Source organism: Citrobacter sp. Cu233, from assembly GCF_030332225.1.
Taxonomy (GTDB): Bacteria; Pseudomonadota; Gammaproteobacteria; order Enterobacterales; family Enterobacteriaceae; genus Citrobacter.
This window is the reverse complement of record NZ_JAOWIF010000028.1, coordinates 37,316-52,434: the sequence shown is the minus strand read 5'-3', so window position 1 is coordinate 52,434 and position 15,119 is coordinate 37,316. Positions and strand designations below refer to the sequence as shown.

Annotated in this window: 13 protein-coding genes; 6 read left to right on the top strand and 7 right to left on the bottom strand. The window is 52.3% G+C overall.

Annotated elements, in window-relative coordinates; genetic code table 11:
• Positions 1–26: 26 nt before the first annotated feature.
• Positions 27–284, top strand: a complete 258-nt coding sequence (gene bhsA / locus OGX95_RS01090; RefSeq protein WP_286628002.1) for a multiple stress resistance protein BhsA — start codon at positions 27–29, stop codon at positions 282–284.
• A gap of 84 nt (positions 285–368) precedes the next feature.
• On the opposite strand, the gene ldtC is transcribed toward bhsA, so the two are convergent.
• The 3 genes from ldtC to OGX95_RS01075 form a co-directional block, all read right to left on the bottom strand.
• Positions 369–1,334 carry a L,D-transpeptidase LdtC gene (gene ldtC, locus OGX95_RS01085; protein ID WP_286628001.1) on the bottom strand — a complete coding sequence of 322 codons (966 nt, stop codon included), beginning with the start codon at positions 1,332–1,334 and terminating at the stop codon, positions 369–371.
• Positions 1,335–1,482: 148 nt separating this feature from the next.
• Positions 1,483–4,929 (bottom strand): transcription-repair coupling factor, encoded by a 3,447-nt coding sequence (gene mfd, locus OGX95_RS01080; protein ID WP_286628000.1) that lies wholly within the window; start codon positions 4,927–4,929, stop codon positions 1,483–1,485.
• A gap of 118 nt (positions 4,930–5,047) precedes the next feature.
• Positions 5,048–6,112: an acyltransferase family protein gene (locus OGX95_RS01075; protein WP_286627999.1), complete on the bottom strand. Its 1,065-nt coding sequence runs from the start codon at positions 6,110–6,112 to the stop codon at positions 5,048–5,050.
• Between the two features lie 260 nt (positions 6,113–6,372).
• On the opposite strand from OGX95_RS01075, the gene lolC reads away from it, so the two are divergent.
• The 5 genes from lolC (at position 6,373) to cobB (ending at position 11,403) form a co-directional block, all read left to right on the top strand.
• Entirely contained in the window at positions 6,373–7,572 is a 1,200-nt protein-coding gene (lolC, locus tag OGX95_RS01070; protein ID WP_286627998.1) for a lipoprotein-releasing ABC transporter permease subunit LolC, read from the top strand.
• Complete coding sequence (lolD, locus tag OGX95_RS01065) at positions 7,565–8,266, top strand: lipoprotein-releasing ABC transporter ATP-binding protein LolD (protein WP_042309095.1); 702 nt, start codon at positions 7,565–7,567, stop codon at positions 8,264–8,266. The genes lolC and lolD overlap by 8 nt, the downstream gene beginning before the upstream one ends.
• The gene (gene lolE / locus OGX95_RS01060; RefSeq protein ID WP_286627997.1) at positions 8,266–9,510 is read left to right on the top strand and encodes a lipoprotein-releasing ABC transporter permease subunit LolE; all 1,245 of its coding nucleotides are present in this window, start codon (positions 8,266–8,268) and stop codon (positions 9,508–9,510) included. Before lolD ends, lolE begins: the two co-directional genes overlap by 1 nt.
• Positions 9,511–9,654: 144 nt before the next feature.
• The gene (nagK, locus tag OGX95_RS01055; RefSeq protein WP_137382946.1) at positions 9,655–10,566 is read left to right on the top strand and encodes an N-acetylglucosamine kinase; all 912 of its coding nucleotides are present in this window, start codon (positions 9,655–9,657) and stop codon (positions 10,564–10,566) included.
• Between the two features lie 15 nt (positions 10,567–10,581).
• Positions 10,582–11,403 (top strand): Sir2 family NAD+-dependent deacetylase, encoded by an 822-nt coding sequence (cobB, locus tag OGX95_RS01050; RefSeq protein WP_286627996.1) that lies wholly within the window; start codon positions 10,582–10,584, stop codon positions 11,401–11,403.
• A gap of 100 nt (positions 11,404–11,503) precedes the next feature.
• Here the strand turns inward: cobB and potD are convergent, their stop codons facing one another.
• The 4 genes from potD to OGX95_RS01030 form a co-directional block, all read right to left on the bottom strand.
• Complete coding sequence (gene potD, locus OGX95_RS01045; RefSeq protein ID WP_286627995.1) at positions 11,504–12,550, bottom strand: spermidine/putrescine ABC transporter substrate-binding protein PotD; 1,047 nt, start codon at positions 12,548–12,550, stop codon at positions 11,504–11,506.
• 24 nt (positions 12,551–12,574) lie between these two features.
• Positions 12,575–13,354 (bottom strand): spermidine/putrescine ABC transporter permease PotC, encoded by a 780-nt coding sequence (gene potC / locus OGX95_RS01040; protein ID WP_096757408.1) that lies wholly within the window; start codon positions 13,352–13,354, stop codon positions 12,575–12,577.
• 169 nt (positions 13,355–13,523) lie between these two features.
• Positions 13,524–14,642, bottom strand: coding sequence for a phage integrase Arm DNA-binding domain-containing protein (locus tag OGX95_RS01035; RefSeq protein ID WP_286627994.1), 1,119 nt, complete (start codon positions 14,640–14,642; stop codon positions 13,524–13,526).
• Positions 14,617–14,880, bottom strand: coding sequence for an excisionase (locus tag OGX95_RS01030; protein WP_286627993.1), 264 nt, complete (start codon positions 14,878–14,880; stop codon positions 14,617–14,619). Before OGX95_RS01030 ends, OGX95_RS01035 begins: the two co-directional genes overlap by 26 nt.
• Positions 14,881–15,119 lie beyond the last annotated feature (239 nt).

Below are 15,119 nucleotides of genomic sequence, written 5' to 3'. Positions count from 1 at the left end.
ACATTCATCTGCTAAAGGTCACTATCATGAAAAACGTAAAAACTCTTTTTGTCGCTGCAGTTCTGAGCTCACTTTCATTTGCCAGCTTTGCCGCTGTTGAAGTTCAGGCTACACCTGAAGGCCAACAGAAAGTCGGTACTATCACTGCCAACGCCGGGACTAACTTAGGTTCTCTGGAAGATCAACTGGCACAGAAAGCAGATGAAATGGGGGCGAAGTCATTCCGTATTACTTCTGTTACCGGTCCTAACACCCTTCACGGGACTGCAGTTATCTACAAATAAGTTGTAAACCCTCGCAATGCCACTGCGAATTCAATAAAAAACCCCCGCGGGAACACACCGGCGGGGGTTTTTTATGACCTGAATTTACAGAGTTTGTGCGGGAACATCGTGGTGGCGTGTCACATCTACAGGCATTCCTGAACGTAGCTCCATTGCATGCTCCATCACCGCTGCGTCTGTTTGTGCCGCATTTTTAAAGCTCTGCATTGATGAATTCAACACGATCGGCAGTAACTGCGGGTCGTCATTAATCTTTTCTGACAGCGGTTGGTGTACTTCAACCAGGCGCATACCGCCAGGTTCAACGGAGGCTTTAATCGGCGTGTTGATGATGTTCACTTTGGTTCCCGGCGTAACCTGGCGGAATAAGGTTTCAATATCACCGTCACGCAGGCGAATACATCCAGAACTGACACGCATACCGATGCCAAAATCCGCGTTGGTTCCATGCAGCAAATACACACCGCCGTAAGCAGCTAAGCGGATAGCATGGTGCCCCATCGGGTTATCCGGCCCGGCAGGTACTACGGCAGGGAGGTCGATACCATTGGCTTTATACCGAGCGCGGATATTCGCCGTTGGTGTCCAGGTCGGGTTGGCACGCTTATCAGAGATGGTGGTTACCATTGTTGGTGTCAGGGTGTCGCCGCCTAACTGGCCAATGCCAATTGGATACACGGTCACCGATTTTGTCCCTGGCTGGTAATAGTAAAGACGCAGTTCGGCGAGGTTAATGACAATCCCTTCGCGTGGGGCATCCGGCAGCAAAGTTTGCAATGGGATGGTTAAAACACTGCCTGGGCGAGGTACGTATGGATCAACGCCGGGGTTAGCCTGCAGCAGCGCTAAAAAGCCGACGTTGTATTTTTTCGCAATGGCTTCCAGCGATCCGCCGTTGTTTTCGACAACGTGAGTGGCATTTTCACCCACCAGTTTGCTGCCTGGCGGCGGGAGCGGCCAGGTATTCGCTTTAGCCGGAAGTGCTAACGCGACGGTCGCCGCGAGCGTAAAAATCGTTAGCCAGCGAGAGAGTCGTTTATTGTTTAACATCACCATAAATCCATTGTTTTTACGTGGTTTTTATAATGTAAAAGTAAACGGGAATTATGGCGGTTTGCAGTGTCGGGAAGTGCAGGGAAGTGCAAAGAGTTTGTAAATTCATCGGCCGGGCAAGCACGGTGCTCACCCGGCCGGAACGCTACGCTATGGCGTTTTCTTCAAGTTGGCGCATAAACTGACGTACCCAGTCGATACGGGTTTTACGCTCGGCTAAATCTTGCATAAACTTCAGCCGGGTTGGGCCATCCAGACGGAAGTGCTGAGGTTGCTTTTGGAGTAAGCCAATCAGCCACACCGGGTTGACGTGGTTCTTCTCGGCAAACTCAATCGTCCCGCCTTTTTCATTGCCTTCTAGCTTTCTGATGCCCAGTTTTTGCGCTTGCTGGCGCAAACGGGCAATATCCAGCAGCGTACGGGCCGGGTCAGGCAGCAAACCAAAACGGTCAATCAGTTCGACTTTAATCTCTTCCAGCTCGTTTTCGCTTTTTGCACTGGCAATGCGCTTGTAGAACGACAGTCGCGTATTCACATCGGGGATGTAGTCATCTGGCAGTAGCGAAGGCATCCGCAGCTCGACTTCAGTTTGCTGGTTGGTGAGATCTTCGAGCGACGGTTCGCGTCCCTCTTTAAGCGCATCAACCGCGTTTTCCAGCAGTTCCATGTACAGTGAGAAGCCGATGGTTTCCATCGAACCGCTCTGATCTTCACCCAGCAGTTCCCCCGCGCCGCGAATCTCGAGGTCGTGAGTGGCCAGCGCAAAACCTGCACCCAAATCTTCCAGTGATGCAATTGCCTCAAGGCGTTTTTGTGCATCGGTGGTCATCGCTTTCGGATGCGGCGTCAACAGCCAGGCATAGGCCTGATGGTGTGAACGTCCCACGCGGCCGCGTAGCTGGTGCAATTGTGCCAACCCGAAATGGTCAGCGCGCTCGATAATAATGGTGTTAGCGGTTGGAATATCGATCCCGGTTTCGATGATGGTGGTACACACCAGCACGTTGAAGCGCTGATGGTGGAAATCGTTCATCACGCGTTCCAGCTCGCGTTCGCGCATTTGCCCATGTCCAATCCCGATACGCGCTTCCGGTACCAACTCTGCCAGCCTGTCGGCGGTTTTCTGGATGTTTTCAACATCGTTGAACAGATAGTAGACCTGCCCGCCGCGTAACACTTCACGCAGGATAGCTTCGCGAACCACCAGATTGTCATACTCGCGCACAAAGGTTTTGACTGCCAGACGACGAGCTGGCGGTGTGGCGATAATTGACAGATCGCGCATGCCGCTCATCGCCATATTGAGCGTACGCGGGATCGGGGTTGCGGTCAGTGTCAGAATATCGACATCGGCGCGCATCGCTTTAATACGCTCTTTGTGACGGACACCGAAGCGGTGCTCTTCATCGACAATCAGCAGTCCCAAATCTTTTAGTTTCACATCGCTTTGCAGCAGTTTGTGCGTGCCGATGAGAATATCGATTTTACCTTCGGCAACCTGCTCCAGAATCTGCGCTTGCTCTTTGGCGCTACGAAAACGGGACAGCATCTCAATGCGCACGGGCCAGTTGGCAAAGCGGTCACGGAAGTTGTCGAAATGCTGCTGAGCGAGCAGGGTAGTCGGCACTAAAACGGCCACCTGTTTGTGGTTCTCGACGGCGAGAAATGCGGCGCGCATCGCAACTTCGGTTTTGCCGAAGCCGACGTCACCACACACCAGGCGGTCCATTGCCAGCGGCTGACACATATCGCTGAGTACCGCGTTGATGGCCTGTGCCTGATCGGGTGTGGTTTCAAACGGGAAGCTGTCACAAAACAGCTGATACTGCTCACGATCGTGCTTAAAGGCAAAACCTTCTTTTGCCGCACGCTGGGCGTAAATATCCAGCAACTCCGCCGCGACGTCACGCACCTTCTCGGCGGCTTTCTGCCGGGCGCGCGACCAGGCATCTCCACCAAGTTTATGCAGCGGGGCATTCTCTTCTGCGCCTCCGGCATAGCGGCTTATCAAATGCAACGATGACACCGGGACATACAATTTGGCGTCGTTGGCGTAGGTGAGCATCAGGTATTCGCCAGTAATGCCGCCCGCTTCCAGTGTGGTCATACCGGCATAGCGACCCACGCCGTGCTCAAGGTGCACGACGGGCTGCCCCGGATGCAGCTCTGCGAGGTTTCGGATCAACGTATCCGGGTTAATCGTGCGGCGGGAATCCTGGCGGCGACGTGCCACACGTTCACCAAGGAGATCGCTTTCGCAAATCAGTGCCTGGTTGCGTTTGGTATCAATGAAACCGTGCTCTGCCGCACCAATCATCAGATAACGACCGCTGTCGGCGGCTTCATCAAGGCGTAAAATACGTTTTGGCGCAACTTTGATGCGAGCCAGAAGTTCGCCGAGTGCTTCACGGCGACCTTCACTCTCTACTGAGAAAATGACCGGACCATTGAAGGTTTCCAGGAATTTACGCAGCGCATCCAGCGGCGATTTCTGTTGCGCTTGTACGGCGATGTCCGGCAGCTTCCGGAATCCCAGATTAGTGTTTGCCGCTTTGTTTGCCAGACTTTCGGTTTTGAGCTGGACGCGAGGCCAATGTTTAAGCTCGGAAAACAGTTCGTCAACCCGCAGCCACAGCGATTCTGGCGGCAGCAGTGGACGCATCGGATCGACACCCCGATTCTCAAAACGTGACAGTGTATCCGCCTGGAAACGTTCTGCGCTGGTTTCAATATCTCCGGTATTCACTAACAGCGTATTGGCGGGGAAGTAGCTGAACAGCGGTGGCAGGGGCTCACTGAAAAACAGCGGTTGCCAGTATTCAATCCCGGCAGGTAACGTGCCTTTACTGACCTGCTGATAAATATGTTCAGCGTCACGTTTAACTTCAAAGGTGTCGCGCCACTGACTGCGGAACAGCTCAATGGCTGTTTTATCGGTTGGAAATTCGTGGGCAGGCAGCAAATTAATGGCGTCGACTTCTTCCAGCGTGCGTTGTGTATCGGTGTCAAACAGACGCAGGCTGTCGATTTCGTCATCAAAGAAATCAAGGCGATAAGGCAGTTCACTGCCCATTGGGAACAAGTCCAGCAACGCACCGCGTGTGGCGTATTCACCGTGCTCCATAACCTGATCAACATGGCGATAACCGGCGCTGTCCAGTTGCTCACGCAGGGCATCACGCGACAGGCGCTGACCCTTTTTCATCACCAGTGCATGACCGTGTAGATAGCTGTGCGGGCAGACTCGCTGCATCAACGTGTTGACCGGTACGATCAGCACACCGCGTTGCATTGCAGGCAGTTGATACAACGTGGAGAGTCGCGAGGAGATGATTTCCTGATGTGGTGAAAAACTGTCATAGGGCAGTGTTTCCCAGTCAGCCAGATTCATCACCATCTGGTCGGTAAACTGACGAATTTCATCATGCAGACGCAAGGCATTTTGCATGTCCGGCGCGATAAGCACCACGGGTCCCGGATGGTGTTCGGCGATTTCTGCGACCAGCGTCGCGCAGGCGGCACCGGTAAGTTCACCCAACTGGCGCTGCTCGCCAGCTTTTGCTGGAAGCGTGTAACGATGTTGTTCAGGCATTCGGTTGTCAGGATCTCGTTTGGATATACGTCTGATAAGCAATGTTTCTTTATTATCCGTGATCGTTTCTCATAAGCAAATTGATTCGCCCCCGGATGGGGGCAAAAGCGCGTAAGGTTTAGCGAGAAACAGTGGAGAAAGAAGGCGGGGAGAAGAGCAGGTCGGCAACGGTTTTTTGTGAAATTTTTCGAACCATTAGTCCGACCAGCGTACACAACAGTAAGCAAGCGAACGGGTACACCAGTAGCAGGGCCAGCTCTACGTTTGCGGACCAGACGGTATGATTGAGTTTGGGAAGCAGCGTTAAACTCATCAGTTCCACCAGAATTCGGTGGGTGGTGTAGATGGCGATAGTATTGGAACCTATCACGCTTAATGGACTGGATGCACTCATGCCAAAACGTTGTTCAAATTGATAAAACAACTTCATGATGAGTACGATGGAAAGAAGTGAGAGTAATAGCGAAACATTTGCCAGCCAGGCGATGACAGCCACCAGTGCACTCACCGTCACGATGACTGCGTGACGGCGCAGGGGAACGTCTTTGATCCACGTCATCAGCGTTGAGCCAAACCAGGCGCCGAGACTGTAGTATGGCAGGTTACGAATTACGCTGTTCATTCCCCACCACGGCGTCGGGATAAAATTGATCGCCACGCTCAGCACGACAAATAACGCCATCATCGGCACCGCCCAGCGGCTGAAAATCTTACACAAAATAAAATAAACAATCAGCGCGTACAGATACCACAAGCTGGTGCTGGCGGTGAGCATCCCGTGGGTAAAGCCACTGATCGAGCCGGCATAGGCGGCGTTGGCGGTATGGCTCAGATCGCGCTGCGGGGCCAGCCAGTTATTGAGCGTGACTAACGCCAGCCATTGCACGATCCCCCACAGTATCAGCACCCAGGCAATACTCCAGATGCGTTTGTCTACACAGCTTGCCCACGGGACGTTTGCAATGTAGCGGCGGATCAGATAGCCCGAAATAAAGAAAAAGACGGGCATGCGCAACGGTGCCAGATACAGATTGAGATAGATCCAGCATTTGGTTAGCACCTGTGAGAGTGGATGCTGGAAGGCGGTGAGAGGAGGATAAAAGGTAATGACCGAGTGGTAAATAACCACCATGCAGATACATAACCCTTTGATTTGATTAATCCATAACTCTTTTTTATTCATTGCAGTGGTGTATCCATATTGTGTGAGATAGCCTGCCATCCTGCAAAACCCGGCCTTCTCTGTAATGCGTAACCGTCTGCTTTTTATTTTTTTAAGATAAAGATCAGGAACAATGGATGAGGGAAAAGTGGAAACTTTAGCGAATTGATTTGGTTATACTTTTCAGAACAATGCTGACGAACACTTACGGTTCAGTCATTTACCCATCCCGCTTTCGCTTATATACTCGTGACTTTGCTAACAGCAACCAGACGGATTTCATGTACCAACCTGTCGCTCTATTCATTGGCCTGCGTTATATGCGTGGGCGTGCAGCAGATCGCTTCGGTCGTTTCGTTTCCTGGCTCTCTACCATTGGCATTACTCTTGGGGTAATGGCGCTGGTCACGGTATTGTCGGTGATGAACGGTTTCGAACGCGAGCTGCAAAATAACATCCTGGGTCTGATGCCTCAGGCAATTCTCTCGGCGGAGCAAGGCTCTCTTAACCCGCAGAAGTTGCCGGAAAAAGCCGTGGTATTGAACGGCGTCAACCGTGTTGCGCCACTAACAACGGGCGATGTGGTCCTGCAGAGTGCGCGTAGCGTGGCGGTAGGGGTGATGCTGGGCATCGACCCGGCGCAAAAAGATCCGTTAACGCCGTATCTGGTCAATGTGAAGCAAACAGATCTCGAACCGGGTAAGTATAATGTCATCCTCGGTGAGCAGCTTGCCGGTCAGTTGGGTGTGAACCGCGGCGATCAAATTCGCGTGATGGTGCCGTCTGCCAGTCAGTTTACGCCAATGGGACGCTTGCCGAGCCAGCGTCTGTTTACGGTGATTGGCACCTTTGCCGCCAATAGTGAAGTCGATGGTTATCAGATGTTGACCAACATCCAGGATGCGTCACGTCTGATGCGTTATCCGGCAGGCAATATCACCGGCTGGCGTCTGTGGCTGAATGAACCGCTCAAGGTTGATACGCTGAGCCAACAAACGTTGCCGCAAGGCACCAAATGGCAGGACTGGCGCGAGCGTAAAGGCGAGCTGTTCCAGGCTGTGCGGATGGAAAAAAACATGATGGGGCTGTTGCTGAGCCTGATCGTGGCGGTTGCAGCGTTTAATATTATTACCTCGCTGGGTCTGATGGTGATGGAGAAGCAAGGGGAAGTGGCGATTTTACAAACGCAGGGGCTCACGCCGCGGCAAATAATGATGGTGTTTATGGTTCAGGGGGCCAGTGCCGGGATTATCGGCGCGCTGCTGGGGGCCGTGCTGGGCGCGTTGCTTGCCAGCCAACTGAACAACCTGATGCCGATTATCGGCGTGCTGCTGGACGGTGCCGCGTTACCTGTCGCTATTGAGCCGTTGCAGGTGATCGTCATTGCGCTGGTGGCAATGGCCATCGCGCTGCTGTCTACGCTTTACCCTTCCTGGCGCGCTGCCGCCACTCAACCCGCTGAGGCTTTACGTTATGAATAAGATCCTGTTGCAATGCGACAACCTGTGCAAACGCTATCAGGAAGGCACGGTGCAGACTGATGTTCTGCACGATGTCAGTTTTTGCGTCGGCGAGGGTGAGATGATGGCGATTGTCGGCAGCTCAGGCTCCGGTAAAAGTACATTGCTTCATCTGCTCGGCGGGCTGGATACACCGACTTCCGGCGACGTTATTTTTAGCGGTCAGCCGATGAGCAAACTCTCGTCAGCGGCGAAAGCGGAACTGCGTAATCAGAAGCTCGGATTTATTTACCAGTTCCACCATTTGTTGCCAGACTTTACCGCGCTGGAAAATGTGGCGATGCCGCTACTGATTGGCAAGAAGAAGCCGGCTGAAATTACCGCGCGCGCACGTGACATGCTGAAAGCGGTTGGGCTGGATCACCGTGCCAGCCACCGTCCGTCCGAACTCTCAGGCGGCGAGCGTCAACGTGTGGCGATTGCCCGTGCGCTGGTGAATAACCCGCGTCTGGTGTTGGCAGATGAGCCAACGGGTAACCTTGATGCGCGTAACGCGGACAGTATTTTTGAGCTTCTGGGTGAGCTGAACCGTTCTCAGGGCACCGCATTTCTGGTTGTGACGCACGATCTGCAACTGGCGAAGCGCATGAGCCGCCAGCTTGAAATGCGCGATGGTCGCCTGACGGCCGAACTGAGCCTGATGGGAGCAGAGTAATGGCTTCGCCTTTATCGTTATTGATTGGGTTACGTTTTAGCCGTGGCCGGCGGCGCGGCGGTATGGTCTCGCTGATTTCCGTCATCTCCACTATCGGTATTGCATTAGGGGTGGCGGTATTGATCGTCGGTTTGAGTGCGATGAACGGTTTTGAGCGCGAGCTGAACAACCGTATTCTGGCGGTTGTGCCGCACGGTGAGATAGAAGCGGTGAACCAGCCGTGGAATAACTGGCAGGACGCGCTGGTCAACGTGCAGAAGGTACCGGGTATTGTCGCTGCTGCGCCATATATCAATTTCACCGGGCTGGTGGAGAGTGGGGCGAACTTGCGCGCCGTACAGGTAAAAGGCGTGGATCCGAAGCAGGAGCAACGTTTAAGTGCGCTACCGTCATTTGTGCAAAACCATGCCTGGGATAATTTCAAAGCGGGTGAGCAGCAGGTCATTCTTGGCAAGGGGATTGCTGACGCGCTGAAGGTGAAGCAGGGGGACTGGGTGTCGATTATGATCCCCAATGCCAGCGCCGATCACAAGCTACAGCAGCCTAAACGTGTGCGTTTGCACGTTACCGGTATTCTGCAACTGAGCGGTCAGCTCGATCACAGCTTCGCCATGATCCCAATGGAAGACGCGCAGCAGTACCTGGATATGGGCTCCAGCGTTTCCGGGATTGCCCTGAAGGTCAACGATGTCTTTAACGCCAATAAGTTGGTCAGAGACGCCGGCGAAGTGACCAACAACTATGTCTATATTAAGAGCTGGATCGGTACTTACGGCTATATGTATCGCGATATCCAGATGATTCGCGCCATTATGTATCTGGCCATGGTGTTGGTGATTGGCGTTGCCTGTTTCAATATCGTTTCAACGTTAGTGATGGCGGTGAAAGACAAGAGTGGTGATATTGCGGTATTAAGAACGCTGGGGGCGAAAGACGGGCTGATCCGCGCCATCTTCGTCTGGTATGGACTGCTGGCGGGTCTGCTCGGTAGCCTGATAGGTGTGGTTATTGGTGTTGTTGTTTCTCTGCAGCTCACACCGATCATCAACGGTATTGAGGCGCTTATCGGTCATCAGTTCCTCTCGGGTGATATTTATTTTATTGACTTCCTGCCATCTGAATTGCACTGGCTGGATGTGATTTACGTGTTGGTGACTGCATTGTTGCTGAGTCTTTTGGCTAGTTGGTATCCGGCGCGTCGCGCCAGCAATATTGACCCTGCGAGAGTACTTAGCGGCCAATAACAACAAGATATACACTAAGGCATTCATGCTGTCTCGGGCGGCAAGCCCGATAACCACCAGACGCATAAACAACGATGTGACTGGGTGTGAGGGTGCAGCCAACGCAGAGGCAGCCTGAAGAAAGACGTGTATCAAGGAGCGGTGATGTATTACGGGTTTGACATTGGCGGGACAAAAATTGCGTTAGGCGTCTTCGATAACCACCGTCGTTTGCAGTGGGAGAAACGTGTCCCTACGCCGCGTGATAGTTATGACGCTTTCCTTGATGCGGTGTGCGCTCTGGTGACGGAGGCGGACCAGCGCTTTGGCGTTAAGGGTTCCGTAGGGATTGGTATCCCTGGCATGCCCGAGACCGAAGACGGCACGCTGTACGCGGCTAACGTTCCTGCCGCCAGTGGCAAACCGCTGCGGGCCGATCTCAGCGCACGGCTGGATCGCGATGTGCGTCTGGATAATGATGCCAACTGTTTTGCACTCTCCGAAGCCTGGGACGATGAGTTCACCCAGTATCCGTTAGTCATGGGCTTAATCCTCGGCACCGGTGTCGGTGGTGGCCTGGTGCTTAACGGGAAGTCTATCACTGGACGTAGCTATATTACCGGCGAGTTCGGTCATATCCGTTTGCCTGTTGATGCATTGACGTTGATGGGATTTGATTTCCCACTGCGTCGTTGCGGATGTGGCCAACTGGGGTGCATCGAAAGCTATCTTTCCGGTGGCGGATTTGCATGGTTGTACCAGCATTACTACCATCAACCTCTGGATGCCCGTGAAATTATCGCCCTCTGGGAGCAAGGCGATGAGCATGCGCGTGCGCATGTAGAGCGTTATCTGGATTTGCTGGCCGTTTGCCTGGGGAATATCCTGACTATCGTCGATCCCGATTTAGTGGTGATTGGCGGTGGCTTGTCGAACTTTACCGCTATTACGACGCAACTGGCGGATCGATTGCCACGTCATTTGCTGCCCGTTGCCCGTGTGCCGCGTATTGAGCAGGCACGACACGGTGATGCGGGTGGGATGCGCGGAGCCGCTTTCCTACATCTTACCGATTAATACAAAGAGGTTGTTATGCTGTCGCGTCGGGGTCATCGATTAAGCCGTTTTCGTAAAAATAAACGCCATTTGCGCGATCGCCTGCGTCAACGGATCTTTTTCAGAGACAGAGTGGTGCCTGAGGTGGTGGAAAAACCAAGGGTGTTAGTCCTGACTGGTGCGGGGATTTCCGCTGAATCAGGGATTCGTACCTTCCGCGCTGCGGATGGTCTTTGGGAAGAACATCGGGTTGAGGATGTGGCAACGCCGGAAGGATTTAGCCGTAATCCTGGACTGGTTCAGTCATTTTATAACGCCCGCCGTCATCAGTTACAGCAGCCCGAAATTCAACCAAATGCGGCGCATATTGCGTTGGCAAAACTCGAAGCTGAGTTGGGTGATCGCTTTCTACTGGTAACGCAAAATATCGATAATCTGCACGAACGTGCGGGAAGCCAGAACGTTATCCATATGCACGGCGAACTCCTTAAGGTTCGCTGTTCGCAAAGCGGGCAGATATTAGACTGGACAGGGGACGTCACGCCGGAAGACAAATGCCATTGCTGCCAGTTCCCAGCGCCACTGCGACCGCACGTTGTCTGGTTTGGCGAAATGCCTCTGGGGATGGATGAAATTTATATGGCACTGGCGATGGCAGATGTTTTCATTGCCATTGGCACGTCAGGACATGTTTATCCGGCCGCGGGTTTTGTCCACGAAGCGCGTCTGCATGGGGCGCATACGGTGGAGTTAAATCTTGAGCCAAGCCAGGTGGGTAGCGAGTTTGAAGAGAAGTATTACGGTCCGGCAAGCCAGGTGGTACCCGAGTTTGTTGAGAAGTTATTGAAAGGCCTGTGATTTTTTGCCGGATGGCGGCGAATGCCTTATCCGGCCTACGGCATGCGTTTTTGTAGGCCCGATGAGCATAACGCCATCGGGCCTTTCTTACCCCACTGAATCAACGTCCTGCTTTTAGCTTCTGATAATACTCTTCATAGAGGGCGCTGGCAGAACCAACATCGTTCTGCCACTCCCCTTTATTGATGGTTTCTGCATCCGGGTAGAGCGTTTTATCGTTAGCCACTTCCGGACTTAAAAGCTTACGTGCCGCCAGGTTTGGCGTCGGGTAACCGATGGTTTCCGCGACTTCTTTTGCGACATCCGGACGCAGCAGAAAGTTAATTAGCTTCAGCGCACCTTCTTTGTTTTTGGCATTTGCCGGAATAGACAGGCTGTCCATCCAGAAAATACCCCCTTCTTTCGGCCAGACGACCTCCAGCGGTGTACCCGCCTGACGCGCCACGAATGCAGAACCGTTCCACACCATCCCCAGATTAACTTCGCCTTCCATATACGGATTAGCCGGGTTATCGGAGTTGAAGGCTGCAACGTTAGGCATTAGCTTCTTGAGCTCGTTATATGCGGCTTCAATCTCTTTCGGGTCGGTGGTATTTCCGGAGTATCCCAGCTTGCGCAGCGCCATCTGGAATACTTCGCGGGCATCATCCGTTAACAGCAGGCTGCCTTTGTATTCCGGTTTCCACAGGTCAGCCCAGCTGGTCACGGTTTTTGGATCAATGGCATCACTGTTAATACCAATGGCCGTCGCACCCCAGATATAAGGAATTGAGTAGTCGTTGTTCGGATCAAACGGCTTATTGAGCATTTCCGGATCGAGGTTGTGGAAGTTGGTTAACGTCGACTTATCGATCTTTTGGATCATGCCTTCCTTGCGCATTTTGTCGACGTAATAGGTGGAAGGCACCACCAGATCGTACGCACCGTCTTTGTAGGTTTTGAGCTTGGCGTACATGGTCTCATTTGACTCGTAGGTCGAATAGATAACCTTGATCCCGGTCTCTTTAGTGAACTGTTCCAGTAATCCTGGCGGAACGTACTCGGTCCAGTTATAGAAATAAAGCGTGTTGTTATCATCAGCGTGAGCGGCGCTCATGCCCAGTGCCAGAGCACCCGCCGCGAGCAGGTGGCGTGACCATTTTTTCATTTAACGTCCCCTGAATGAAGAGCCTCAACGGCCCTTGGTTTTATCACGTGCAATAAGCTGGCTGGCGATCACCATAACCAGCGACAGAACCAACAAAATGGTTGCCAGAGCGTTCACTTCTGGTGATACGCCGACTTTAACCATTGAGTAGATTTTTAATGGCAAAATTTCATAGCCGGGCCCGGTGACGAAGGACGAAACCACGACATCATCCATCGACAGCGTAAAACTTAGCAACCAACCCGCCGCTACCGCAGGCATGGCCAGTGGCAGAATGATTTTGCGCAGAATAGTCACTTCGCTGGCACCCAGGTCTTTTGCTGCTTCAAGCATACGTACGTCAAAGCCTTTCAAACGTGAGTAGACCGTTACTACCACAAAAGGCAGGCAGAACGTGATATGTGAAAACAGCAGCGACCAGAAACCCAACTGAATGCCAATCAGCATAAACAGCACCAGCAGCGAAATTGCCATCACAATATCCGGCGACATCATCACCACAAATAACATGCCGCTGACAAATGGCTTGCCACGAAAACGGTAGCGATATAAGGCGACCGCAGTCAGTGAACCGATCAGTGTGGCAAAGGTCGCGGAGAGTATGGCCATCGTTAGCGAGTGTTGTGCCGCCTGCAGCAAACTGTCGTTGTTCATCAGCAGGCCGTACCATTTGGTGGTAAAGCCTTGCCAGTTAATGCCAAAGCGCGAGCTGTTAAAGGAGTTCACAATCAAAATGATGATTGGAATGTACAGGTACGCGTAGATAGCGGTCATAAAACCGCCGCGAAGCAGTCGACCGATCATTCGAGTTCCACCTTCTTGTTCAGAAGGCGTGATACTTTCAGAGTATTGAAAATAATCAACTTTTTCTCTTCTCCAAAATCTCTCCAAAACTTCCCGCCAAAACAGACAGCCATCACTAAGGCCGCGAATTTTACAACAATTTTCCAGGTGAGCGGAAAAAAATGCCCATTTAAATGACCAGCTTTACCCATTCCTGGCCGCGAGTGTCGTTATACCGATCTGTTGTTGCCTGCACTTTATGACCCAGCAGTGTTTTAGTGTCGATCCCCTGCGCGCGGTACAGTCGTTCAGCTAGCGAGCGTTGCTCGTGAAAGGTTGTTGGCGTTTTTCCTGCTGGTGGATTAACCCCTGCCATATCCCGGGCAACCGCAAAATAATCACTCAGATTATCTTTGCTCATTGGCTGGCCTTTTTTCTGCTGCCGGCTGTGAACCAGATAGGGGCTAACAACCCTGTCACGGCAACCGGCAATGACTTCTTTAAGTGTCATGCCCACGGCATCGCAATGAAGGGACAGTGGTAGCGCCAGACGCATATCAGTCTTACCCTGAACGACATGCAAATGACCGTCCCACACGTCGGAGAATTTCATTCTGACAATATCCTCTCTTCGCTGGCCAGTAACCAGGGCGAGAAGCATGGCGTTCCTGTTGTAATGCCCTTCTGGGGTAACATTGAATATGGCTCTCCAGTCCTCGATGCTGAGTCTGGCGCGGGTTACTTTCGGTACCGGTTTGCGTGTCGCCTCCGGAGGATTCCAGCCCGGTGGAACTTCGCCTGCATGTTGTGCTTCACGATAAATATCTACCCATACCACGCGGTTATTTAACGCGGTGCTGGTCTGCCCCTTATCAAGCCATTCTTCAAGAATCAGGGAGAAATCCCTAACCTCCAGACTACGCAACGGATGATTGCCAAGTCGGCCAACTAAAAGATTAGCCATTCTCATTTTTTCTTTGAGTCGGGTTTCTGATAAATCGCCGTTATCTACGCGGGTACGCTGCACTTTTTCATAGCGAACAATCCACGCCTGTAAACTGATCCCACGAGCCCTATTTGATGATGGTCTTTCATCTATTTTCTTCAGGAAATAATCAGCCTCAGCTGCTGCCAGTCGCTGATTGGCAGTGGATGCTATCTTTTCTGCTTTGACTTTATCGGTACCAAGTCCGTGAAATTTTCCGGTTACCGGGTTTTTATATTGGTAATAGGTTTTATCGGTGCGGCGATCGAACCGGGCGTAAAGCCCGGGTATAGATATGCTATTTTTTCGTGGCCTTGGTGACATGATTCAGGATCTCCTTTAACGCATCGTCATCGTCATCGTGAATTTCTGGTGCCACGCCGACAGTACCTGGGCCAACATACACGGCATTGCGATCAACGCACCAGCGACCGCATATTTTTTCAGGCTTTGGGTTTATGTATCCCAACTTGCCATATTTCACCAGAGTGGTATTCGTTATGGAAAAGCCGAATCGACCGGTTTTCCATTCCGTCAGCGGTATCAGAAATTGTTCACTCATAGCCATCACTCGCGATAGCCAGCCATTACGATACGCGCAACGACTGGCGCAGATTGATTGTCAAAAATCAGCAGTTGGTTTTGCCTTTCTTTTTTGGCGCCGTTTTTTCTTGGGTTTTATACTCTGCGGTATAGCGCGCTGACGAACTGGCGGTCGCGTGAAAACATGTTCGCTTATGCGCCGCCGTTCTCCCATTCGCCATACATGCCAGGACGTCCAGTCACATCCATCATCACAGA